General features: G+C 65.0%; 20 protein-coding genes. 8 read left to right on the top strand and 12 right to left on the bottom strand.

The genetic code is table 11. The features are described 5' to 3' along the window. Positions 1-102 precede the first annotated feature (102 nt). Entirely contained in the window at positions 103-1,275 is a 1,173-nt protein-coding gene (locus GW587_RS18510) for a sensor histidine kinase (RefSeq protein WP_166105909.1), read from the top strand. On the opposite strand, the gene GW587_RS18505 is transcribed toward GW587_RS18510, so the two are convergent. From GW587_RS18505 to GW587_RS31665, 4 genes are read right to left on the bottom strand one after another with little or no spacing between them, the layout of a single operon-like run. Beyond that, positions 1,272-3,566, bottom strand: a complete 2,295-nt coding sequence (locus GW587_RS18505) for a xanthine dehydrogenase family protein molybdopterin-binding subunit (protein ID WP_371875616.1) — start codon at positions 3,564-3,566, stop codon at positions 1,272-1,274. The two genes, GW587_RS18510 and GW587_RS18505, sit on opposite strands and share 4 nt — an antisense overlap. Then, positions 3,563-4,636 carry an FAD binding domain-containing protein gene (locus tag GW587_RS18500; protein ID WP_166105908.1) on the bottom strand — a complete coding sequence of 358 codons (1,074 nt, stop codon included), beginning with the start codon at positions 4,634-4,636 and terminating at the stop codon, positions 3,563-3,565. Before GW587_RS18500 ends, GW587_RS18505 begins: the two co-directional genes overlap by 4 nt. Beyond that, a complete protein-coding gene (locus tag GW587_RS18495) occupies positions 4,633-5,190 on the bottom strand; it encodes a (2Fe-2S)-binding protein (RefSeq protein ID WP_166105906.1) in 558 nt (185 codons plus the stop codon). Before GW587_RS18495 ends, GW587_RS18500 begins: the two co-directional genes overlap by 4 nt. After that, positions 5,187-5,300, bottom strand: a complete 114-nt coding sequence (locus GW587_RS31665; RefSeq protein WP_166105904.1) for a DUF3606 domain-containing protein — start codon at positions 5,298-5,300, stop codon at positions 5,187-5,189. Before GW587_RS31665 ends, GW587_RS18495 begins: the two co-directional genes overlap by 4 nt. A 158-nt stretch (positions 5,301-5,458) precedes the next feature. On the opposite strand from GW587_RS31665, the gene GW587_RS18485 reads away from it, so the two are divergent. The 5 genes from GW587_RS18485 (at position 5,459) to GW587_RS18465 (ending at position 8,311) form a co-directional block, all read left to right on the top strand. After that, positions 5,459-6,436 (top strand): methyltransferase, encoded by a 978-nt coding sequence (locus GW587_RS18485; protein WP_166105902.1) that lies wholly within the window; start codon positions 5,459-5,461, stop codon positions 6,434-6,436. A gap of 84 nt (positions 6,437-6,520) precedes the next feature. After that, entirely contained in the window at positions 6,521-6,919 is a 399-nt protein-coding gene (locus GW587_RS18480; RefSeq protein WP_229259530.1) for a BON domain-containing protein, read from the top strand. A 12-nt stretch (positions 6,920-6,931) separates the two neighbouring features. Then, positions 6,932-7,453, top strand: coding sequence for a hypothetical protein (locus tag GW587_RS18475; protein ID WP_166105901.1), 522 nt, complete (start codon positions 6,932-6,934; stop codon positions 7,451-7,453). A gap of 70 nt (positions 7,454-7,523) precedes the next feature. Then, positions 7,524-8,039, top strand: coding sequence for a DUF4142 domain-containing protein (locus tag GW587_RS18470; protein ID WP_166105899.1), 516 nt, complete (start codon positions 7,524-7,526; stop codon positions 8,037-8,039). Positions 8,040-8,089: 50 nt separating this feature from the next. Continuing rightward, complete coding sequence (locus GW587_RS18465; RefSeq protein ID WP_166105897.1) at positions 8,090-8,311, top strand: hypothetical protein; 222 nt, start codon at positions 8,090-8,092, stop codon at positions 8,309-8,311. A gap of 4 nt (positions 8,312-8,315) precedes the next feature. Here the strand turns inward: GW587_RS18465 and GW587_RS18460 are convergent, their stop codons facing one another. Continuing rightward, on the bottom strand, positions 8,316-8,696 hold the full coding sequence (locus tag GW587_RS18460) for a response regulator (protein ID WP_267878119.1): 381 nt from the start codon (positions 8,694-8,696) through the stop codon (positions 8,316-8,318). Between the two features lie 256 nt (positions 8,697-8,952). On the opposite strand from GW587_RS18460, the gene GW587_RS18455 reads away from it, so the two are divergent. After that, positions 8,953-9,363 (top strand): response regulator, encoded by a 411-nt coding sequence (locus GW587_RS18455; protein ID WP_166105893.1) that lies wholly within the window; start codon positions 8,953-8,955, stop codon positions 9,361-9,363. 8 nt (positions 9,364-9,371) lie between these two features. On the opposite strand, the gene GW587_RS18450 is transcribed toward GW587_RS18455, so the two are convergent. The 7 genes from GW587_RS18450 to ilvC all read right to left on the bottom strand — a co-directional run bounded on the left by GW587_RS18450 (position 9,372) and on the right by ilvC (position 20,584). Further along, positions 9,372-13,499 (bottom strand): CheR family methyltransferase, encoded by a 4,128-nt coding sequence (locus tag GW587_RS18450; protein WP_371875615.1) that lies wholly within the window; start codon positions 13,497-13,499, stop codon positions 9,372-9,374. Between the two features lie 82 nt (positions 13,500-13,581). Then, positions 13,582-14,652: a porin gene (locus tag GW587_RS18445; protein WP_166105889.1), complete on the bottom strand. Its 1,071-nt coding sequence runs from the start codon at positions 14,650-14,652 to the stop codon at positions 13,582-13,584. Positions 14,653-14,661: 9 nt separating this feature from the next. Then, the gene (locus tag GW587_RS18440) at positions 14,662-15,975 is read right to left on the bottom strand and encodes an MFS transporter (RefSeq protein WP_166105887.1); all 1,314 of its coding nucleotides are present in this window, start codon (positions 15,973-15,975) and stop codon (positions 14,662-14,664) included. Between the two features lie 118 nt (positions 15,976-16,093). Further along, complete coding sequence (locus GW587_RS18435; protein WP_166105885.1) at positions 16,094-16,936, bottom strand: class II aldolase/adducin family protein; 843 nt, start codon at positions 16,934-16,936, stop codon at positions 16,094-16,096. A gap of 22 nt (positions 16,937-16,958) precedes the next feature. Next, positions 16,959-17,957, bottom strand: a complete 999-nt coding sequence (locus tag GW587_RS18430) for a PDR/VanB family oxidoreductase (protein ID WP_166105883.1) — start codon at positions 17,955-17,957, stop codon at positions 16,959-16,961. 53 nt (positions 17,958-18,010) lie between these two features. Then, positions 18,011-19,537, bottom strand: a complete 1,527-nt coding sequence (locus tag GW587_RS18425) for a Rieske 2Fe-2S domain-containing protein (RefSeq protein WP_166105882.1) — start codon at positions 19,535-19,537, stop codon at positions 18,011-18,013. Positions 19,538-19,567: 30 nt separating this feature from the next. Further along, positions 19,568-20,584, bottom strand: a complete 1,017-nt coding sequence (gene ilvC / locus GW587_RS18420) for a ketol-acid reductoisomerase (protein WP_166105880.1) — start codon at positions 20,582-20,584, stop codon at positions 19,568-19,570. A 144-nt stretch (positions 20,585-20,728) separates the two neighbouring features. On the opposite strand from ilvC, the gene GW587_RS18415 reads away from it, so the two are divergent. After that, positions 20,729-21,430, top strand: a complete 702-nt coding sequence (locus GW587_RS18415) for a GntR family transcriptional regulator (protein WP_166106213.1) — start codon at positions 20,729-20,731, stop codon at positions 21,428-21,430. The last annotated feature ends 10 nt before the right edge of the window (positions 21,431-21,440 follow it).

The raw sequence follows: 21,440 nt of genomic DNA, 5'->3' as shown, positions 1-21,440 counted from the left end.
CCTTGGTTGGCTGCGTGGGGGAGCGTCAATTCTACATTTTTTGTGGCGAATCCGGCAGATCGGGAAATGAGCGTAGACTGCACCGGATCGATAAAGGAATCCATGCGTCTATCTAAATTTATTAGCGAGAACATCGAAATTATCTTGCAGGAGTGGGAGGACTTCGCCGGCACGCTGGAAGTTCTTGACAGCGCCAACAAGGTGCAGCTGCGCGACCACGCCAAGGCCATGCTGGCGGTGATCTGCCTGGACCTCGATTCAGACCAGAGCATCCAGGAAAGCATTGAAAAATCCAAGGGCAACGCGCCCGACGCCGCCGACGACACGGCCGCCGAAGCGCACGCCATCGACCGGCTTCAGGCCGGCTTCACCGTCGAGGAATTGACCGCCGAATACCGGGCGCTGCGCGCCAGCGTGCTGCGGTTATGGCAAGCCAGCGTGCAGGCCGCCAGCCACGCCGATCTGCAGGATGTGATCCGCTTCAACGAGGCCATCGATCAATCGCTGGCGGAATCGATCGCGCGCTTTTCCGCCATGTTGCGCGACTCGCAAAACGTGTTCCTCGCCATCCTCGGCCACGACGTCAGGAATCCGCTCGGCGCCATCATCATGGGCACGCAGCTGATCATGCACGACACCACGCTGCCGCCCAGGCATCTGAAGGTGGCGGCGCAGGTGCTGCGCAGCACGCAACGAGTGACCGACATCGTCGCCGACCTGTTGGACTACTCCACCAGCCACCTCGGCGGCGGCATCCCGGTGACGCCGGCCGAATACGATCTGTCGCCGGAGTGCCGCTCGGTGGTGCAGGAAATGAAGCTGTTCCACCCCGAACGCAATTTCAGGGTGGACATAGAAGACGACATCAGCGTGGTCTGGGACCGCGCGCGCATGAGCCAGGGGCTGTCGAACCTGATGGCGAACGCGATCCAGCACGGCTCGGCGACCAGTCCGTTGTGGGTGTCGGTCAACCGCGTGCAAGAGGATGTGATCATGGTGATCCGCAACGAAGGCGACATCATTCCGCCGAGCATGCTCCGGAACATGTTCGATCCGGCGCGCAGCTTCGCCATCCGCACCCCCAGCGAACGCAGCGCGAGCCAGACCAGCAACCTTGGCCTGGGACTCTACATCACGCGCGAAATCGTGGTGGCCCATGGCGGCAAGATCCACGTCACCTCGACCAAACACGACGGGACCAGCATCGTCCTGCGCATCCCGGCGAAGCCGCCGGAGGCAACGGCAGCGCCGGAGACTGTCGGTACCGCCGACTAAGGCCGCATCACCTTATCCGGCGTCATCGGCGTGCTGCGTACGCGGCGGCCGGTGGCGTGAAAGATCGCATTGCTGATCGCCGCCGCGACGCCGACCTGCCCGATCTCGCCGACGCCCTTGGCGCCGAGGCGGCTGACGATGCGGTCGTCCTCCTGCACGAAGATGACGTCGATATCGTGGATGTCGGCGTTGACCGAGACGTGGTACTCGCCCAGGTCGTGGTTCATGAAGCGGCCCAGACGATGATCGCAATGGGTCTCCTCGTGCATCGCCTGGCCGATGCCCCACACCACGCCGCCGATGATCTGGCTGCGCGCGGTCTTGGCGTTGATGATGCGCCCGGCCGCGACCGCGCTGACCACGCGCGTCACCCGCACCGTGCCGAATTCCGGATCGACCCGCACCTCGCAGAACACCGCCGAGTGGGTGGCGCGCTGATACTTCATCTGCTTGAGCATATTCGGCAGCATCATGTATTTTTCTTCCACGCGCCGCTTGCCGCTGCCGTCCAAGACCTGCGCCAGCGTGACCTGCGCCTCGGGCCGCGTGGTCAGCCGCAGCGCGCCGCCGGCGAACTCCACGTCGGCGAAGGCGGCCTTCGCCAGCGGCGAGTCCGGCAGGTTCTTCGCCAGCTTGAACAAGGTCTTCCGCAGCTTCTCGCAGACGCCCTGCACCGCCGAGCCGACCGTGGCCACATGCGACGAACCGCCTTCGATCGGCGCCACCGGCAAGGTCGAATCGCCCAGCTGGAAGCGCACCTTCTCCAGCGGCAGCCCCATCGCCTCGGCGGCGATGATGCTCATCGCGGTATAGGTGCCGGTGCCGATGTCGGTGGCGGCGCTGCTGACCACCAGGCTGCCGTCGGCGTGCAGCACGGCGCTGGCGCGGGCGAACATCTGCATCGCGTCCCACATGCCGGTCGCCATGCCCCAGCCGATCAGCTCGCGCCCTTCGCGCATGCTGCCCGGTTGCAGCGGACGGTTGTGCCAGCCGAAGCGCTCCGCGCCCTGCATATAGCAGGCGCGCAGTTCCTTGGTCGAATACGGCAAGCCATGGGTCGGATCGATCTCGGCGTAATTCTTGAGGCGCAGCGCCAGCGGATCCATGCCCAGTTCATACGACAATTCATCCATCGCCACCTCCAGCGCGTGCACGCCGTGCGCGGCGCCGGGCGCGCGCATGTCCATCGGGCTGGCATGGTCCAGCGCGACCAACTTGTAGCCGAGGCGGATGTGTTCACACGCATACAACTCGCCCGACCAGTTCACCACCACTTCGACGTAGTCTTCGATGCGTGAGGTTTCGGCGACGGCTTCGTGGATGATCGCGCTCAGCGTGCCGTCCGGCTCCGCCGCCAGCCGCACCCGTTGCTGCGTCTCGGGCCGGTGGCCGAAGGTGAACATCTGCTGGCGCGTCAGCACCACCCGCACCGAGCGCTCCAGCTTGAGCGCCGCCATCACCGCCAGCGGCAGCTGGTACTGCGGACGCAATCCGGAACCAAACGCGCCGCCCACATACGGATTGCGCACCGTGACCTTGTCCTTCGACAGCCCGAACACGTGCGACACATACCAGCGGCTGTTCTGCGAACTCTGGGTCTTGTCGTAGATGGTCAGGTGGCCGTCGGCGTCGCGGATCACGGTGGAGGCGAACAGCTCCAGCGGATTATGGTGCTCGACGCCGCTGTAGTACTCGCCCTCGATCCTGATCGCCGCCTTGTCCCACATTTCATCGGCGTGGCCCTTCTGGTCCGGCGGCGGCGTGTAGCCGGCCTTGAGCCGGCTCGGCTTGTGGGCGCGGCCGCGATGCTGCAACAGGCTGGTCTCGTGCGGTTCGACCTCATAATCGACCTGGACCAGCGCCGCCGCATAGCGCGCCGCCTCGAAAGTCTCGGCCACCACCAGCGCCACCGGCTGGCCACTGTAGACGATCTTGTCGTCGTATAGCGGCCGGAACGGCGAGCCGCCCGGCGCGGTCATGTCCTTGTAAAAGATGTCGAAGGAACGGATGCGCGGCCGGTTGCCGTGCCAGATCACTTCGACCACGCCGGGAACGGCCAGCGCCGCGCTGGCATCCAGCGCCGCGATGCGGCCCTTGGCGATCGCGCCGCTGACCACCACGCCGTACAACAGCGCTTCATGATCGGGTTCGGGGAAATATTCGGCCGCGTAGCGCGCCTGGCCGGTCACCTTGTCGCGGCCATCCACGCGCGATACCGCCATGCCGATCGAGACCGGGCCGGTGCCTTCGTCCGCGACCGGGGTGCGGAGTGCTGGGATGAGATCTGTCACGTTGGCTCCTTGCCGCCGGGTGCTGCATAGTCATGGGAATTGTCGTGCGTGCCTTCGGAGGCCTGCTTCAGCGCGCGGATCACGGCCCGGCGCGCCATCGCGATCTTGAAGTCGTTCGCGCCCTGCCCTTGCGCGCCGGACAGCATCAGGTCCGCCGCCTGGGCGAACACGTCCACCGCGCCGGCGCTGCCGACACGATGGCCAGCCAGCAGCGCTTCAGCGGCCGGCACGCGCCACGGCTTGTGTGCCACGCTGCCCAGCGCCAGCCGGGCTTCGCGGATCACGCCGTCGGCGTCGATGTCGAGCAGCGCCGCCACCGACACCAGCGCGAAGGCGTACGAGGCGCGGTCGCGGAATTTCAGGTAGGCCGAGTGTGCGGCGAAATGCGCGGCCGGGGGCAGTTCGATATGGGTGATCAACTCGCCTTCCGCCAGCGTGCTGTCCTGCTCGGGATGCTCGCCGGGCAGGCGGTGGAAGTCGGCGAAGTCGATGCGGCGCGTGCCGTTGGCCGAGCGCACCTCGACCACCGCCTCCAGCGCCGCCAGCGCCACGCACATGTCCGACGGATGGGTGGCGATGCAATGCGCGCTGGCGCCGAGGATGGCATGTTGCCGCGTCAGGCCGCCGAGGGCGGAGCAGCCGGCGCCGGGCGTGCGCTTGTTGCATGGCGCCGCCGGATCGTAGAAGTAATGGCAGCGCGTGCGCTGCAGCAGGTTGCCGCCGTTGCTGGCCATGTTGCGGATCTGCGGCGAGGCGCCGGCCAGGATCGCGGCGGTCAGCAGCGGATAGTCGCGCCGCACCAGCGGATGGTAGGCGGTGTCGGCGTTGCGCGCGGTGGCGCCGAGCCGCAGGCCACCGTCATCGGTGGCGGCGATGTCGTCCAGCGGCAGCGCGTTGATGTCGACCAGCGCCTGCGGATGCACGACGTGCGCCTTCATCAGGTCGATCAGATTGGTGCCGCCGGCGATGAAGCGGGCCTCGCCGCCGGCGGCGTCGAGGTCGTAAGCCGGCGCCGCATGCGCCAGCGCGGCGCCGATGTCGGCGGCGGGAAGATAGGCGACCGGGTTCATGCGGGCACCGTGCCGGGCAGATAGGGACGATCCGGATGGTCTCCGCGCTCCGGCAGCGCCATCACCTGCGTGACGGCGGCGACGATGCCTGGATAGGCGCCGCAGCGGCAGATGTTGCCGCTCATGAGCTCGCGCACCTCGGCGGCGCTGCCGGCCTGCCCTTCGTTGATCAGTCCCATCGCCGAGCACAGTTGGCCCGGCGTGCAGTAGCCGCACTGGAACGCATCATGTTCGATGAAGGCCTGCTGCAGCGGATGCAGTTGCGCGCCGTCGGCCAGGCCTTCGACCGTCGTGATCTCCTTGCCGTTTTGCATGACCGCCAGCGTCAGGCAGGAATTGATGCGCCGGCCGTCGACCAGCACCGTGCAGGCGCCGCACTGGCCGTGGTCGCAGCCTTTCTTGGAGCCGGTCAAGCCGACCCGTTCGCGCAGCAGGTCGAGCAGCGTGACCCAGGCCTCTACATGGAGTTGCAGATCCTGACCGTTGATGCGCAGCTTGACCGGGTAGGTGCGAATGGCCGCGCCGGCAGGCGGAACTTGGATGGGAGCGTTCATTTCGTCAAGGCCTTCCTGGCGGCTTGCGCGCCGACGCCCAGCGCGCGCGGCGCGTTCAGGCTGATGCGACTGAGGTCCTGCGCTCCGCGATTATTCAGATCGTCCGACATGCTGTTCTCCTTGGCTTGATGTGCGATGCGACAAGCTTCCATCTTGCACGCCGGATGAACGCCGCAATGTGCGGCGGCACACCCTTGCGTCAGGTCCGATACAACATAATGCGTGCACAGCGGGCAGCCTGCCCCGACACCTCGACAAGGACAACGAATTGTTCCCTACTCCCAACACGGGGCGCTCGCAGCCGGCCCTGCTGCGACTCGGCGCGCTGCTCAAGAGCGCCGGCTACGCCTTCGTCACCATTTCCACGCCGAGCCACCGCCGCGTCAACGGCCGCGACGGCAACGAGACCGCGAGCGACGCGCGCGGCGTGTTCGGCTGGAGCCGCCCCTTCGGCGACGGCGTGCTCGACGCGGACACCCTGACGGCGATGCGCGAGGCGGGCATCGTCGACGACCACAACGGCGTGCACCGCAGCACGCTGCGCGCCTCCACGCTGGACGGCCAACTGTATTTCCACTCCGCCTTCCCCACCCGCGACCCCGACTCGGTGTTCTTCGGCCCGGACACCTATCGCTACGTGCAGGTGCTGCACGCCGAACTGACCGAGCAAACCTTGCTCGCGCCGTCACGCCAGGTACGGCGCGCGGTCGACATCGGCTGCGGCGCCGGCCCCGGCGCGATCACCATCGCCCTGAAATTGCCGCAGACCGAAGTCTGGGCGGTCGACATCAATCCCAAGGCGCTGGAGCTGACCGCCTGCAATGCGGCGCTGGCCGGCATCGGCAACCTGCACATCGCCCACAGCGACCTGCTGCAAGGCGTCGACGGCTGGTTCGACCTGATCGTCGCCAACCCGCCGTTCATGATCGGCGTCGGCAACCGCCTGTATTGCGACGGCGGCGGCGTGCTTGGCGAGGGCTTGTCGGTGGCCATCGTCAATGCCGCGCTGGAACGGCTGGCGCCCGGCGGGCGGCTGGTGATGTACACCTGCGTCGCAGTGGTCGACGGCGTCGACCTGTTCCGTGAACATGTCGAAACGGTGTTGGGCGCGGCCGGGCTGACCTGCGACTACCGCGAAATCGATCCCGACGTGTTCGGCGGCGAGTTGAGCGAGAGCGGTCATGAACGCACCGACCGCATCGCGGCGGTGGCGCTGGTGGCGAGCAAACCATTTGAGCGAACGTAAGCCATCGTACAGAGCCACGCCGAAAATTAAGCGAGGATGTCTCATCGATGGCAACAAGGCGTCGAATTCAACCAAGGAGATCTTATGCGACAAGTAGCAATAGCCACAGCCTGGGCAATGGCGTTGGCGGGTGGTTCGGCGCTGGCCCAGACCACGCCCGTCGCCCCCGCAGGACAGGTGACCCCGTCGGCGGACAACACCCGCATGAACAACCGCGATCAAGGCAGCACCGGCGACACCGCGCAATCGCAATCGAACGCCAAGGGCGACCGCGAATTGCTGGCCGCCGTGCGCCGCACCGTGGTCAAGGACAAATCGCTGTCGATCAGCGCCCATAACGTCAAGATCCTGGCCGCCAATGGCGTGGTCACCTTGCGCGGTCCGGTGACCAGCGAAGAAGAGAAGACCAAGGTCGAAGCATTGGCCAAGCAGGTCGCGGGCGTGACGTCCGTGCAGAACAATCTCGACATCAAAACCAATTAAACAGGAGTTCATATGAGCAACGCCGTCTACTGCATCGCCCTCGACCACCCACACGCCGAGACCATCGTCTCCCGCCTGAAGGATGCCGGTTTCGCACCGAGCGACATTTCCGTGCTGTTCCCGGACAAGGGCGGCACGCGCGACTTCGCGCACGAGCAAAACACCAAGATGCCTGAAGGCGCGGCCACCGGCGGCGTCGCCGGCATGGGCACCGGCGCCATCCTGGGCTGGCTGGCCGGCATCGGCACGCTGGCGATTCCGGGCGTCGGTCCGTTCATCGCGGCCGGTCCTATCCTGGCGGCGCTGGGTGGCGCCGCTGTCGGCGGCGCGGCCGGCGGCATCATCGGCGCGCTGGTCGGCATGGGCATCCCTGAGTATGAAGCCAAGCTGTACGACGGCAAAGTCCGCAGCGGCAACATCCTGATTTCGGTCCACACCGAGAACTCGGACCAGGTCAAGGCCGCCAAGCAGATCTTCGAGGACGCCAAGGCCGACGACATCCGTTCGACCTCGGAAGCCAGCGTACCGACCTAAGCCCAGCCTGGGCCAGCAGCCGGGGCAGCCATGTGCTGCCCTTCATACTTTCAATTCCTGGAGATTACAAATGAAAACATCCCACTTGCTGGCCATCCTGGCCGTCGGCGCGTCGTTCGCGCAGCACGCCGGCGCGCAAACCGCCACCATCGACAAGGCCGATGCGAACCGCCTGGTCGCGATCGCGCAGGCCAACCTCGCCGAGGTGGAAGCCGGCAAGATGGCGGTCGAAAAAAGCTCCAACGCCTCGGTCAAACAATTCGCGCAGAACATGATCGACGATCACGGCAAGGGCCTGGACGAGACCAAAAAGGTCGCCGCCGCAAAGAACGTGACGCTGCCGACCGAACCGGATGCCGCGCACAAGAAAATGGCCGCCGATCTGACCAAGCTGTCCGGCGCCGCCTTCGACAAGGAATACGTCAGCAAGGCCGGCGTGGCCGACCATGCCAAGGTGCACGCGGCGCTGAAGAGCGATATCGCCAACGCCAAGGACGCAGACGTCAAAGCGCTGGCCACCAAGCTGGAGCCTATCGTCGCGCATCACGGCGAGATGGCAAAGACCCTGAACGCGGCCGTTAAATAACGCGACCGGGGCAGCCCCCGGCTGCCCTGCGCCGTATAGGAGCTATCACCATGCTGGCACTACAAGAAATAGCGCGATCGAGGTTGCGCCTGATGGGCGCTCTGGCGGTCGACAGGGAAGGCGAAGAAGTGCTTGCCGGCCTGTCGGTGGCTGAATCGGTATTTTTTCTGAGCTTCAACGACGAACCCGACGATGGGAACGAGACCGCGGAAAACCTTCTGTTCCTGAGTTTGCAGCACAGACACCTGGTCGCGCGCGCGCTCACCTATTGATGCGTCACACCGTCGCCAACGGCGTATTGCCGATCTCCCGGACGGCGGACATCAGTTGTTCGAAGCTGGATGTTTTTTTGAGGTGACGATCGAAGCCGGCTTTTATAGCGCTGCTGATCGAGAGCATGTCGTCCCAGGCGGTGAAGGCAATCAGATACGGCTGTTGCAACCCCTCATCACGGCGGATCACCGCCGCCAATTCGTACCCGTTCATTTCCGGCATGCCGATATCGATGAAGACGATTTCCGGCGACAGCGCGCGCAGCTTCTCCAGACCATGCCGCGCGCCATACGCCACCGTGACCTGATGGCCTTCGAGCTGCAGCAGCTCGCGCAACATGTCGGCGGCATCCTGGTTGTCGTCTATGATTAATATCGTTCTCAATGTTATTCCCGGTTCGCTAGGCGATGTCTGAAAGACATCTTAAGCGAAGCGCCGGGCGTATCGCGTAGGAGACGCGCCTTGGCGCGCGTAGGAGACGCAGCGGTGTGGACGTCGGACCTAAACATGTGCAAATAATTACACTCATTTCGCCATGGAAATATGATATGTTTACGCTGGCGCCGTTATATTGGCCGCGCCCTCCCCGCACCTAAACCCTGTGCTACGTCTCTCTTGATTCCTATGACGGAGCTATTTTATGGATCTGGATGTTCATGCGCCCACGCGTCCAATGCGGATCGTGGTGGTCGACGACGACGCCGAAGCGCGTCATTTGATGGCCGAGCTACTCGGCGCGCTCGACCACGAAGCGGTTACCTTCGCCAACGCCGAATCGGTGTGGATGTATCGCGATCTCGATGACGTGGACCTGTTCCTGCTCGACGTCGGCTTGCCGGGGCTGGACGGTATTACCCTGGGCCGATCGTTGAAAGCCGGGCCGGGCGGCGAGCGCGCCCTGGTCATCGCGGTGACGGGCGGATCGCCGAACGGCGAGGCGCAGGCCCTGAGCGCGGGATTCGACGACTATATCCACAAGCCGCTGAACCTGGACCGCCTGAAAAACCTGCTGGCCGCCGCCGCCTCGCGCCAAGTCGAGCGATCCGGCTGACCCGACAGCTAGTCGCCCGGCCGCGCGCGGGCGCCGTCGTTCGCGATCGAGACCATCAGTTGCATTAGCTGTTCCACCGATGCCGGCTTGCTGAGGTGGCTGGTGAATCCGGCGCCGCGCGCCAGCTCGACATCCTTCGACCTGCCGAATCCCGTCAGCGCGATCGCTGGAATGCCCGCCGCAGCCGGCCTGGCCCGCACCTGCCGCATAAAGCTGTAGCCATCCATCTCTGGCATGCCGATGTCCGAGATGATGATGTCGAACACCTGCGCGTCGATCAGCTTCAGCGCCTCGCGGCCAGAGAGCGCCGTGCTGACGATCACCCCTTCCATCTCCAGCAGTATCTGAAAGGACTCGACCACATCCGGGCTGTCGTCGACGATCAGCACGCGCAGGCCGGCCGTGAGGGCGCCGCCCGGCGCGCGGGCCGCCGCCGGCCCGCGTCCCAGTGGCAAGCGGATGGTGAAATGCGCTCCGCTGCCCAGGCCGTTCGAACGCGCATCCACGCTGCCGCCATGCAGATCGACGATCTGCTTCACCAGCGCCAGGCCTATGCCAAGGCCGGTGGCGCTACGGGTCGTGCTGAGCTGGCTCTGCTTGAACATATCGAATATGGTGGCGATCGCCTCCGGCGCGATGCCTTGGCCGTCGTCGATCACCTCGATCCGCGCGGCCCCGCCGTCTTCCTCGATGCGGATGACGATGCAACCGTCGGGACGCGAGAATTTGATGGCGTTGCTGAGCAGGTTGGCGACCATCTGACTAACCCGGACCGCGTCCGCGACCGCCCAGACTTCATGCTCGGGATCGCAGATGATCTTGAGCCCCTTGGCGGTGGGATCGGCTTCGAAGGTCGGCACCAGCAACTTTACCAACTCGCACAGATTCACCTCGCTCATCGCCAGCCTGAGCTTGCCCGTATTGATGCGCGAAAAGTCCAGCAGGTCATCAATGATCTTCGCCTGGCTGACCGACGCCGCGAGAATGGCGCTGGCCGCCTTCGGAATCGCAGGATTGGCGTTCGGCCCCGCGAGCCGGCGCAGCAGCTCGGCGTTAAGGTGGATCAGGTTCAACGGGTGCTTCAGCTCGTGCGACATGATCGCCAGGAATTCATCCTTGAGATTGTTCGCGGCCTGGGCCTCGGCGCGTTTGCGCTGTTCGTCGCCGAGCTGCCTGCTGCGCAGCTTCTCCGCCTCGACCCGTCCGGTCAGATCGCGGCCGATCTTGGCGTATCCCTGGAACTGCCCCTCCAGCAACGGCGTGATGACCCCGCTGCAGAAGAAGCGGCCGCCGTCTTTCCTGACGTGCCAGCGCTCGTCCTCGGCCCGGCCGCTCGCCTGCGCGCGCTGGCGTTCCGCGCCGGGCGCATCGGCCTCCCTGTCCTCGGGCGTGTACAGCAGGTCGACCAGCTGGCCGATCACCTCGCCCTCGTGGTAGCCGTACATGCGCTCGGCGCCCTTGTTGAAGCTAGTGATCACGCCGTGCGTATCGAGCGTGATGATGGCGTAGTCCATGGTGCTGGCCGCCACCAGCCGCATGCGGGCATCGGCCGCGCGCAGGCGTTCCTCCGCGCGCCGTAGCTCGGTGACGTCGATAAACGTCAGCAACGCGCCTTCGATCCGGTCCGACAGCGTGCGGTACGGCAGCATGCGCGCCAGGTAATGCCTGCCGTTGAGGCTGCGCACTTCGCGCTCGACCAGGCGCAAGGTCTCGAAGGTTCTGGCGGCGTCGCTGGCCAGCTCGTCGAACTCCAGGTTGTGCGTGATGTGGCCCAGCAGTCGCCCCAGGTCGCCGGGGATGATGTTGAAGATGTCGGTGGTGCGCGGCGTGTAGCGCTGCACCCGCATCTCGCGGTCGACAAACAGCGTGGCGACGTCGCTGGAGACGATCAGGTTCTGCAAGTCGTCGTTGGCCCTTGTGGTCTCGTCGACCTTGTTCTGCATTTCGTTGTTGACGCGCTGCAGTTCGCTGTTGAGCGCCAGCAGCTCCTCCTTGCCGGTTTCCAGCTCCTCGCTGGCGGAGCGCAGTTCCTCGTTAATCGCCTGCAGTTCCTCGTTGGACGCCTTCAGCTCCTCGGCCGAGGCCTCCGCCTGTTCTATCGTATCCTGCAGACGCGCGGCGGTGCGCTGCAGATTCTTTTCCAGGCTGAGCAGCACCGCGTCGTTCGGTTCCACGGATTGTTCCGGCTTGTCGGCGACGCGCGCAACCGACTGCCGCTCCTCGAACATCACCACCACGATACGTTCGCCGGAAGCCTCATCCTGGTAGGGCGTGGCGCAGATTTCGACATCCCACATTTTTCCGTCCCGCACCACCGACGGCACGAAGATGCGGGCGCGGACGCCGTTCTGCTCCACCTGGAACAGCACGGTGCGCAAATCCAGCCGCAATTCGGGAATCACCAGGTTCAGCGCGTTGCGCGAAGGTTCGCCGCCGGTAAGGCGCAGGAATTTCCCCGCCTCCGGCGACATATGGATGATGTCGGCGCCGGCGTTGACGATCAGGCTGGGCGCGGCGGTGCTCGCCAACGCGCGGTCGTGCAGGTCGGCGTAGGCGGACTGGCGCCGCTCGGTGGCGTTGTCGCGCAGCCGGACCGGTTGGCGTAGCGGATTAAACGCGGGAATCACGGCGGGGACTCGGATGTTCACTCGGCTGGCTTTCGCGCGGTAAATGCGGTTCTTCTTATCGATCGGAGCGAAATGCTCCGCCAGCATGTCCGCCGACTCGGAGCTTCCCAGCAGCAGGATGCCGTCGGGTTTCAGCGCGAAGTGGAAGGTCTCCAGGATCCTGGTCTGGGCCTCGCGGTCGAGGTAAATCAGCAAATTGCGGCAACTGATCATGTCCAGCTTGGAAAACGGCGGATCGCGCAGCAAGTTGTGCAGCGCGAACGAAACGCTCTCGCGCAGGTGCTTCTTGATCCGGTAGACCTGGCCGCTCGGATCGAAATAGCGTTGCAGCATGCCGGGCGGCAGGTCGCCGGCGCTCTCCTCCGGGTACAGCCCGGCACGGGCGATGGCGATCGCGCGCTCGTCGATATCGGTGGCGAAGATCTGCACCGCGATGGGCGTGGCGCCGAGGCCGGCCTGCTGATTCAACAACATCGCCAGCGAATACGCTTCCTCGCCGGTGGAGCTGGCGGCCACCCACAGCCGCACCGGATGCGCCGGATCGCGTTCTGCGAACAGCGAGGGCATGATGTCGCGCTCCAGCACCTCGAAAATCTCGCGGTCGCGGAAGAACTGCGTCACCCCGATCAGCAAGTCCTTGAGCAGCGTCTCGCTCTCGGCGGGATCGGTCTTGATCAGGTCGCGGTAGGACGGCAGGTCGGGCACGGTGCGGACCTGGAGCCGCCGTTGCAGACGGCGCATCACGGTGGCGCGCTTGTATTGGCTGAAATCATGCCCGGTGCGCTCGTGCAAGGTCGCGATGATCTCGCGCAGTGCGGCCTCTTCGTTCGGATTACGTTCCGCGTTCTGGTGCGCGGTTTCGATCACCTCCGAGTCGCTGAGACCGGAAATGCTGATGCGGCGGGCGTTGTCGCGCAATTGCAGCAGCTTTTGCGGGATCTCCGCCACCGGCAGGATGAAATCGACCGCTTCGGCTCGGATCGCCGCCGCTGGCATCGCGCCATGCTCGGCGTCGGCGGGATGCTGGGCGATGGTCAAACCGCCCTGGGCACGGATGTCGGCCATGCCTAGGGCGCCATCGGATCCGGTTCCGGAAAGCAACACGCCCAAGCAGCGCTGCCTGTGTGCGTCGGCCATGGTACGGAAAAAATGGTTGATGGTGACGTGCGAGCCGGGCTTTTTCTCTGACGCGGTCACATGGAGCATGCCGTCGCTCATCGACAGCTGGCGATTGGGGGCGATGACATATACGTGGCCGGTCTCGACGCGCCGGTCCTCGGTTACTTCGGACACCGGCATGCGGGTCGCCCGCCGCAGGATTGAGGAGACGTTGCTGGCGTGGCTGGGCGACAGGTGCAGGATCACGACGAAGGCCATGTCGCAATCGGCCGGCATCTGCTCGAAAAACTTTATCAGCGCTTGCAGGCCGCCTGCGGAAGCGCCAAGGCCGACGATGGCGAAATCGCTCAGGCTCCCGGAAGGGATATCAGGATGGAAAAGTTGAGACACGGCGCCATCCTTGTTTGCCAAGCGTTAATATTAGCAAAGTATAACATTCCCGTGCGCCACGCGCGCACGGTAGCCCCCCGTCTTAAAACGTGTGCCGGATGCCTGCGCTGGCCGCGCGGTCGCCCGAGCCGGATTCGATCGCGCTGCCGACGGTGTAGCTGGCGCCGTTGCGGTTGTCGATCCGCGCGTAGGCGGCATACAGGTCGGTACGCTTCGACAGCCGGTAGCGGTAACCGAGCGCCCATTGGTTGGCGTCGCGGTTGGCGGCGTCGCGGTCGTCCTTGTGGATCCAGGACGCCATCAGCGCGTGCGGCCCGAACGGCACCGTTACACCCAGCATGGCGTCCCTGCTGTCGGTCGACGCGGCCGGCATCGACGCATAGCCGAACGGATTGGCGGTGTTGCGCCAGACCGCGCTGTTGAAGCCGCGATTGACGCCGTACAGAGCATGCACCATCAACGGGCCGAAGTCGTAGACCGCCGCCAGCACGTGGTTGCGCGCGCTCGACACGCCGTGCGTGGTGGCGCTGTCGTTGTCGCGGTTGTGGTAGCCGTAGCGCAGGCGCAGCGGGCCGGCGGTGTAGTCGACGGAGCCGCCCAGCTGCCGGCCGGCGGCGCTGTCGCCGGCCACTTCGCCCGGCGCCGCCACCAGTTCCACCGTCACCGCGCCGATTTTCGGCGAGATATATTTCACCGTGTTGTCCATCCGGCTGAACGAGTTGCCGGTGGTGGCCACCATGTTCTTGGTGTCGCCCACGTAGCCGGAGCCGAACGGATCGGCCATCACCACCGCCAGGTATTCCGGCGTGTACTGGCGGCCGACCAGTACGGAGCCGAACTTGCCCTGCAAGCCGACATACGCCTGCCGCCCGAACAGCAACCCGCCCTGTCCCATGGCGCCGGTGTCGGCCTGGAAGCCGCTCTCCAGCAGGAACACGGCCGACAAGCCGTCGCCCAGGTCTTCCGTGCCCTTGAAGCCGATGCGCGAGCCGGCGGTGACGCCGCTGCTCAACTTGGTCACCGAGCCGGCGGCGGCGCCGCCTTCCCGCACCACCGCCATGTCGATCAGGCCATAGACGGTGACCGCGCTTTGCGCGCAGGCGACGCCGGAGCAACCGGCGCCCAGCGCCGCAATCATGATTGTTTTTTTCATCGGATCGCCTTACTTTCGGTTGACCAGTTTTGCCGGAATGGCGAACACCATGCAGCTGCCGATCAGCAGGCACCCAGCCAGCACCAGTACACCGCTGTTGGTGCTGTTGGTCACCGTCTTGACGATGCCGAGCAGGTAAGGCGCGATCAGCCCGGAGACGCTGCCCACCGAGTTGGCGACGGCCAGGCCGGCGGCCGCCGCCGCGCCGCTGAGTATCATCGGCGGCAAGGTCCAGAATTGCGAGATCGTGGTCATGATCCCCATCGTCGCCAGCGTCAAGGCGAACATGGCGATCGCGGTGTCATGGGCGTAGGCGACGCTGCCGGCCAGGCCCACCGCGCCGACGATGCCGGCCAGCGCCAGGTGCCAGCGGCGTTCGTGCCGCGCGTCGGAACTGCGGCCGACCAGGATCATCGCGGCGGTCGCCGCCGCGTACGGGATCACCGTCAACAGGCCGATGTCGAGCGGGTTCTTGACGCCGCTGTCCTTGACGATGGTGGGCAGCCAGAAGCTGATGCCGTACAGGCCCATGGTAAAGAACAGGTAGAGGAAGCTCAGCATCCAGACGCGCGGATTGACGAAGCCGTCGCGCAGCGAGTGCAGATGCTTGCCGTGCTGGTCCTGGTTCAGGTTATATTCCAGCAGCGCCTTCTCGTCGCTGGTCAGCCACTTCGCGTCGCCGATCTTGTCGCTCAGGTAGAACCAGGCGGTCACGCCCAGAATCACGGTGGGTATCGATTCGAGCACGAACAGCCACTGCCAGGAGGCCAGGCCGTTGACCTGGTCCATCGAACTCATGATCCAGCCGGACACCGGGCCACCCAGCACGCCCGACATCGGTATCCCGGTGAAGAACAGCGCGGTCACCTTGCCGCAGCGCGTGGCCGGGAAGAAGTACGTCAGGTACAGCACGATGGCCGGGATGAAGCCCGCCTCCGCCACGCCGAGCAGGAAGCGCAGGATGTAGAACGAGGTCGGGGTCGTGACGAAGATCATCGAACATGAAATCAGGCCCCAGGTGACCATGATGCGGGCGATCCAGACGCGGGCGCCGACCTTCAGCATGATCAGGTTGCTGGGCACTTCGAACGCCAGGTAGCCGACGAAGAACACGCCGGCACCGAGGCCGTAGACGGCTTCACTGAAACCGAGGTCGCTCATCATCTGCAACTTGGCAAAACCGACGTTGACGCGATCGAGATAGGCGAACACGTAGCAGAGGAACAGGAAAGGAAGGAGGCGCCAGGTGACTTTGGCGTATACCGCTTGCGCCTTGTCGTCGGATAGATAGGCGCCACCGATGGTGGTGGTTGAATTAAGCATTACTTGTCTCCTGAGATTTGATTCGGACGTGCCCGGTTTGAGCGGCATGCTGCCGCTCCCGAAGTCTGGCGCCCGGAATGTCCGCCGTGAGGCGGAAGCCTGGATAATGCGTTTTGTCTTAGTCGAACATGTCGGGCTGGGTCTTCGACAACTGGTCCCAGATCGGCTGGAAATGCAGCCAGCCGATGTAGTCGCTGCCCACGTGCTCGCGGCTGTAGCGCGCACGGTCCGGCGACACCAGCAGCGGCGTCTGCCCGGTGGCCTCCACCATCAGCTGCTGCTGGCAGCAGCGCTCCAGCGCGATGAACCAGAACGCGGCGGATTCGATGCTGTGGCGGCTCGCCGTCAGCAGGCCGTGGTTCTGGTGGATTGCCGCCTTGACGTCCTTGAACCAGTCGCACACGGCCAGCCCGGCTTTCTCCTCGACCGCCACCTGCCCCGCCTCGTCCCTGATCACCACGTGGTCTTCGAAGAACGCGGCCGCGTCCTGGCTGATCGGCTCCAGCGGCTTGCCCAGCGCGGCGAAGGCGGTGCCGTACACGGTGTGGGCATGGCACATCGCCATGATGTCCGGATGCGCCTCGTGGACCGCCGCGTGCAGCACGAAGCCGGCACGGTTGATCGCATAGTCGCCTTCGACCACCTTGCCCTTGTGGTCCGCCAGGATCAGGTTGGACACCCGCACCTGCGAGAAATGCACGCACATCGGATTGGTCCAGTACAGTTCCGGGAACTCCGGATCGCGCACCGTCAGGTGGCCGGCGAAGCCGTAGTCGTAGCCCTGCTGGGCGAAGGCGCGGCAGGCCGCCACCAGCCGTTCCTTGCGGTGCTGGCGTTCCTCGGCGTGGTTGTCGAAGGACGGGATCTGCGGGAAAATCAGGCCCGCTTGCTTGGGTTGATAGATGGAGATGGCGGCCGCCTGTTGTTGGGGCGACAGCGTCGTTTTGACTTTGTCTAGCATGATGACTCCTTGGGTTAATGGGTTACAGGTCGAGCACCAGCACGCCGGACGTCGCGCGCGACACGCAGGCGGTCAGCCATTGGCCGTGTTCGGCCTCGTCGAGGATGTAGTCGCGGTGATCGACCTCGCCTTCGAGGTAGCGGATCTTGCAGGTGGCGCACAGGCCGGCCTGGCACGAGGTCTCGATGTGGATACCGGCCTCGTCGAGCACTTCGGCGATGCTTTTATCCGGCGGCACGTCGAGCATGACGCCGCTGCTGGCGATCTTCAGCTGGAAGCTGCCCGGCGCCGGGGCCGGACTGACGGACGCCGGCTCCGGCTCGGGCGCCTTGAAGTGCTCGAAGTGGACGGTGCCGCGCGCCCAATGGCTGGTCGCGGCGGCGCAGGCCTTCATAAAGCCGGACGGGCCGCAGTAGTACACGTGCGTGCCCGCTTCCGGCTCGCGCAGCAGTCCGGCGATATCCAGCCCGTCCGACGGCACGCCGCGATCGTGGTGGAAGTGCAGTTGTCCGTGCGCCCAGTCGGTGTCGAACTGCTCGCGGAAGGCGACACAGCCCTCGTTGCGTGCACAGTAATGCAGCTCGAACGGCACGCCGGCCGCCTCCAGCGCGTGCGCCATCGACTTCATCGGCGTCACGCCGATGCCGCCGGCCAGCAGGATCACCTTCTTCGCGTCGGCGGCGAGGTGGAAGTTGTTGCGCGGCGCGCCGACGGTCGTCAGGCCCTGCACCTGCAGCGTGTCGTGCAGCGCTTTGGAACCGCCGCGCCCCGCTTCGTCGCGCAGCACCGCGATGACATAGCGGTGCCGTTCGTGCGGCGCATTGCACAGTGAGTATTGGCGCGTCATCCCGTTCGGCAGGTGGATGTCGATGTGGGCGCCGGCCGTGAACGGCGGCAGTTGCTCGCCCAGCGGATGCACCAGCTCATACGAATTGATGCCCTCCGCCTCGTAGCGCACCTGGCGCACCAGCAGCGACAACGATGTCGGCTGGCGCGCGGTGTCGATGAATTGTTGGCTCATTTCCATTGCAGTCTCCTGAAACGCCCGGCTCTGCGGCCGGGCTTATGCACACCTCAACCCTGCGTCGATTTTTCCAGCGCGTCGAAACGTTCGCGCACGAAGCCGTCGCGCTGCTCGCCCTTCAGGCCTTCGCTCTCGGTCAGGATGGCGACGATCTGGCGCGTGACGTGACGACGCCGCGCCACTTCTTCCTCGGTGGTCGCGCCTTCCGGCACTTCGAGCACGTTGCCGGTGCAGTAGCTGTTCGGCGCGGCGGCGTTGTCGCGCAGCCAGGCGGCGAACTGCTGCGGGCCGGCGGCCGGATTGGTGCCGCGCACCGCGTCGCGCAGCAGCTTGCGGAACAAAAATACGCCGGCGTCGAACTTGGTAGGGTTTTCCAGCGCGTGCACCGCGATCGGCCGCTGGCTGATGATGGCCTCGTAATCGCCCGGCGCGTACTGGCAGTCCTTGTAGTTCTCGCGGGCGCGGTGGTCGGATGGAATCGGCGGCAGGTCTTCCAGCTTGTACTTGCCGAAGCGTTCCGGCCGGCGCATCGCCACCTGGCCTTCGAGGAAGTCGATGGTCTCGTAGCCGACCATGTTCTTGTCGCCGACGCCGCGCGTGTCGATGCCGGGGCCCATGACGCGCCAGCCGATCATCTTGGCGTTGACGTCGTCGACCGGCACCGTCCAGCGCACGATGTGGAAGCGGCTGAACAGTTTTTTCTGCGAACCGTCCTCGGAAGTGTAGGCATGCAGGCTCAGATTCGGCAGCACCTGGTGCTGGACCCGGACGAACAGCTTGTCCTTGTTGACGCGGCGCGCGCCGGCGCAGGCCAGGCCGCGCCCCTGGTGGATAGGGATGAACTGCATGTCCGGCGCCACCTCCATCGATGCCGCCCCGACTTCATCGAAGGTCGTGCCCTGGTAATTGCCGTTGACGACGTTCTTCGCCGAGTGCAGCGCGGTCGGGTGGAAGTTGTCGGCCGCGTTGTCCTGCACCTGCAACCAGTTACAGTGCTGGAAATTGCTGTACGGGACCAGCTCATCGCCTTCGGCCACGGTGAAGTTGCCTTCCCACTCGGGGAACGGCGGTTCCTCTTCCGGCGGTCCCATGTAGGCGAACACCAGGCCGTTGCGCTCGAAGGCCTTGTAGGCGCCCTGCTTGATGGAACAGGCGTACTTCTCGCCTTCCTTTTCCTCGCCCTTCGGGAACGGCACGTGCAGGCAGGTGCCGTCGATGTCGAACACCATGCCGTGGTAACAGCACATGATGCCCTTCTCCTGGATCGCGCCGTACTCCAGCGACGCGCCACGGTGCACGCAGTGCGCATGCAGCAGGCCGATGCGGCCGGAGCCGTCGCGGAAGGCCACCAGCTCTTCGCCGAGGATCTTGAGGAAGTGCGGCGTATCGGTCAATTCCAGCGACATGCACACCGGATGCCAGAAGCGCCGCATGTATTCGCCCATCGGCGTGCCGGGGCCGACTTCGGTCAGCTCCGGATCGTGGCCCGGCACCTTGTTGGTGTGATAGCCGCCGAACGGGATCAGTTTCTTGATGACGGGCTGGCCGGCCTCGATGGTTTTATCGCGGGTGTTCATGATGGGTCTCCTCTAATGAATTACTGAGTTTCAATTGCGCGACTTGTCGACCAGCTTGCCGGCGGCGATCCACGGCATCATCGCGCGCAGTTTTTCGCCTACTTGCTCGATCTGGTGTTCGGCGTTCAGGCGGCGGCGCGACAGCAGCGTCGGCGCGCCGGCCTTGTTTTCCAGGATGAAGCTCTTGGCGTACTCGCCGGTCTGGATGTAGCGCAGACACTCGCGCATCGCCTCTTTGGTTTCGGCCGTGACGATCTTCGGACCGGTCAGATACTCGCCGAATTCGGCGTTGTTGGAGATGCCGTAGTTCATATTGGCGATGCCGCCCTCGTAGATCAGGTCGACGATCAGCTTCAGCTCATGCAGGCATTCGAAGTACGCCATCTCCGGCGCATAGCCCGCCTCGACCAGCGTCTCGAAGCCGGCCTTGATCAGCTCCACCGCGCCGCCGCACAACACCGCCTGCTCGCCGAACAGGTCGGTCTCGGTCTCTTCGCGGAAGTTGGTCTCGATGATCCCGGCCTTGCCGCCGCCGTTCGCCGCCGCGTACGACAGCGCCAGCTCGCGGGCGATGCCCGATCGGTCCTGGTGGACGGCGATCAGCGTCGGCACGCCGCCACCCTGCTGGTAGGTATTGCGTACGGTGTGGCCCGGCGCTTTCGGCGCCACCATGAACACGTCCAGGTCGGCGCGCGGCACCACCTGGCCGTAATGGATGTTGAAGCCGTGGGCGAAGGCCAATGCCGCGTCCTGGCGAATGTGCGGCGCCACGTTCTCGTTGTAGACCTGGGCGATATGCTCGTCCGGCAGCAGGATCATGACGATGTCGGCGCCGCGCACGGCCTCGTTCACTTCCGCCACCTTGAGGCCGGCCTTTTCCACCTTGCCCCAGGAGGCGCCGTCTTTGCGCAGGCCGACGACCACGTTGACGCCGGACTCCGACAGGTTCTGCGCGTGGGCGTGGCCCTGCGAGCCGTAACCGATGATGGCGACCTTCTTGTCGCGGATGAGCGAGAGGTCGCAGTCTTTATCGTAAAACACTTTCATGAGGTCTCCTGGCGGTTATTTTGTGTTCTGTGTTCTGTATACAGAGTTCAGTATTGTCAGTTATCGGGCGTAAGTCAAGCGCTTTTTGCAGCGGCGTTCCGCTCAAATTGACTTTGCGCTTATTAAACGTATACTGAATACATGATGCTCAGCGGACTCTCAAAAATACAAAGCACGCCGGATCTGGTGGATCAGGTTTATCAATCGCTGCTGGATGCGATCAGCGCGGGCACCCTGCCGCCCGGCACGCGCGTGACGCAGGAAGAGATCGCGGAACAGATGAACGTCTCACGCTCGCCGGTGTTGCAGGCGCTACGCTTGCTGAAGAAGGACGGGCTGGTGCAGGACGCGCCCGGCCGCGGCGTGCTGATCGCCGAGATGGATGCGGAATGGATCGGCAACCTGTACCAGGTGCGCGGCGCGCTCGACGCGCTGGCGGCCCGGCTTGCCGCCGAACGCAAGGCGGTGATCGATCCGGCCATCATCAAGGCCGGCCGCGTCGCCGCGCGCGGCAAGGACGTCAAGGCGATGATCGAGGCCGACATCGCATTTCACACGGCCATCTACATGGCGTCGAATAATCCGCTGATCTTCCAGACCACGCAGCTGCACTGGGTGCACCTGCGGCGCGTGATGGGCGCGGTGCTGCAATCGGCGCAGCGGGAAGCGATCTGGGACGAGCACGAACGCATCGTCAACGCCATCGCGGCCGGCGACGCCCAACTGGCCGCGTCGCTGTCGGACGCGCATTCGACGGTCGCGCGGGAAAACCTGGTGGCCCGGCTGAACGAAGTGCTACAAACCGGCGCGACGCCGCCGGCACGTTCCAACAGCCGCGCCGGCTGATCCACGCGAC

The organism is Duganella aceris (genome assembly GCF_011090165.1).
Classification (GTDB): domain Bacteria; phylum Pseudomonadota; class Gammaproteobacteria; order Burkholderiales; family Burkholderiaceae_D; genus Rugamonas; species Rugamonas aceris.
This window is presented reverse-complemented; position numbering and strand designations above follow the sequence as displayed.

What these genes read in the sequence shown, in the direction of transcription:
- GW587_RS18510 (WP_166105909.1), top strand. Translation starts at nt 103, where the DNA reads ATGCGTCTATCTAAATTTATTAGCGAGAACATCGAAATTATCTTGCAG.
- GW587_RS18500 (WP_166105908.1), bottom strand. Translation starts at nt 4,636, where the DNA reads ATGAACCCGGTCGCCTATCTTCCCGCCGCCGACATCGGCGCCGCGCTG.
- GW587_RS18495 (WP_166105906.1), bottom strand. Translation starts at nt 5,190, where the DNA reads ATGAACGCTCCCATCCAAGTTCCGCCTGCCGGCGCGGCCATTCGCACC.
- GW587_RS31665 (WP_166105904.1), bottom strand. Translation starts at nt 5,300, where the DNA reads ATGTCGGACGATCTGAATAATCGCGGAGCGCAGGACCTCAGTCGCATC.
- GW587_RS18480 (WP_229259530.1), top strand. Translation starts at nt 6,521, where the DNA reads ATGCGACAAGTAGCAATAGCCACAGCCTGGGCAATGGCGTTGGCGGGT.
- GW587_RS18475 (WP_166105901.1), top strand. Translation starts at nt 6,932, where the DNA reads ATGAGCAACGCCGTCTACTGCATCGCCCTCGACCACCCACACGCCGAG.
- GW587_RS18470 (WP_166105899.1), top strand. Translation starts at nt 7,524, where the DNA reads ATGAAAACATCCCACTTGCTGGCCATCCTGGCCGTCGGCGCGTCGTTC.
- GW587_RS18465 (WP_166105897.1), top strand. Translation starts at nt 8,090, where the DNA reads ATGCTGGCACTACAAGAAATAGCGCGATCGAGGTTGCGCCTGATGGGC.
- GW587_RS18455 (WP_166105893.1), top strand. Translation starts at nt 8,953, where the DNA reads ATGGATCTGGATGTTCATGCGCCCACGCGTCCAATGCGGATCGTGGTG.
- GW587_RS18445 (WP_166105889.1), bottom strand. Translation starts at nt 14,652, where the DNA reads ATGAAAAAAACAATCATGATTGCGGCGCTGGGCGCCGGTTGCTCCGGC.
- GW587_RS18440 (WP_166105887.1), bottom strand. Translation starts at nt 15,975, where the DNA reads ATGCTTAATTCAACCACCACCATCGGTGGCGCCTATCTATCCGACGAC.
- GW587_RS18435 (WP_166105885.1), bottom strand. Translation starts at nt 16,936, where the DNA reads ATGCTAGACAAAGTCAAAACGACGCTGTCGCCCCAACAACAGGCGGCC.
- GW587_RS18430 (WP_166105883.1), bottom strand. Translation starts at nt 17,957, where the DNA reads ATGAGCCAACAATTCATCGACACCGCGCGCCAGCCGACATCGTTGTCG.
- GW587_RS18425 (WP_166105882.1), bottom strand. Translation starts at nt 19,537, where the DNA reads ATGAACACCCGCGATAAAACCATCGAGGCCGGCCAGCCCGTCATCAAG.
- ilvC (WP_166105880.1), bottom strand. Translation starts at nt 20,584, where the DNA reads ATGAAAGTGTTTTACGATAAAGACTGCGACCTCTCGCTCATCCGCGAC.
- GW587_RS18415 (WP_166106213.1), top strand. Translation starts at nt 20,729, where the DNA reads ATGCTCAGCGGACTCTCAAAAATACAAAGCACGCCGGATCTGGTGGAT.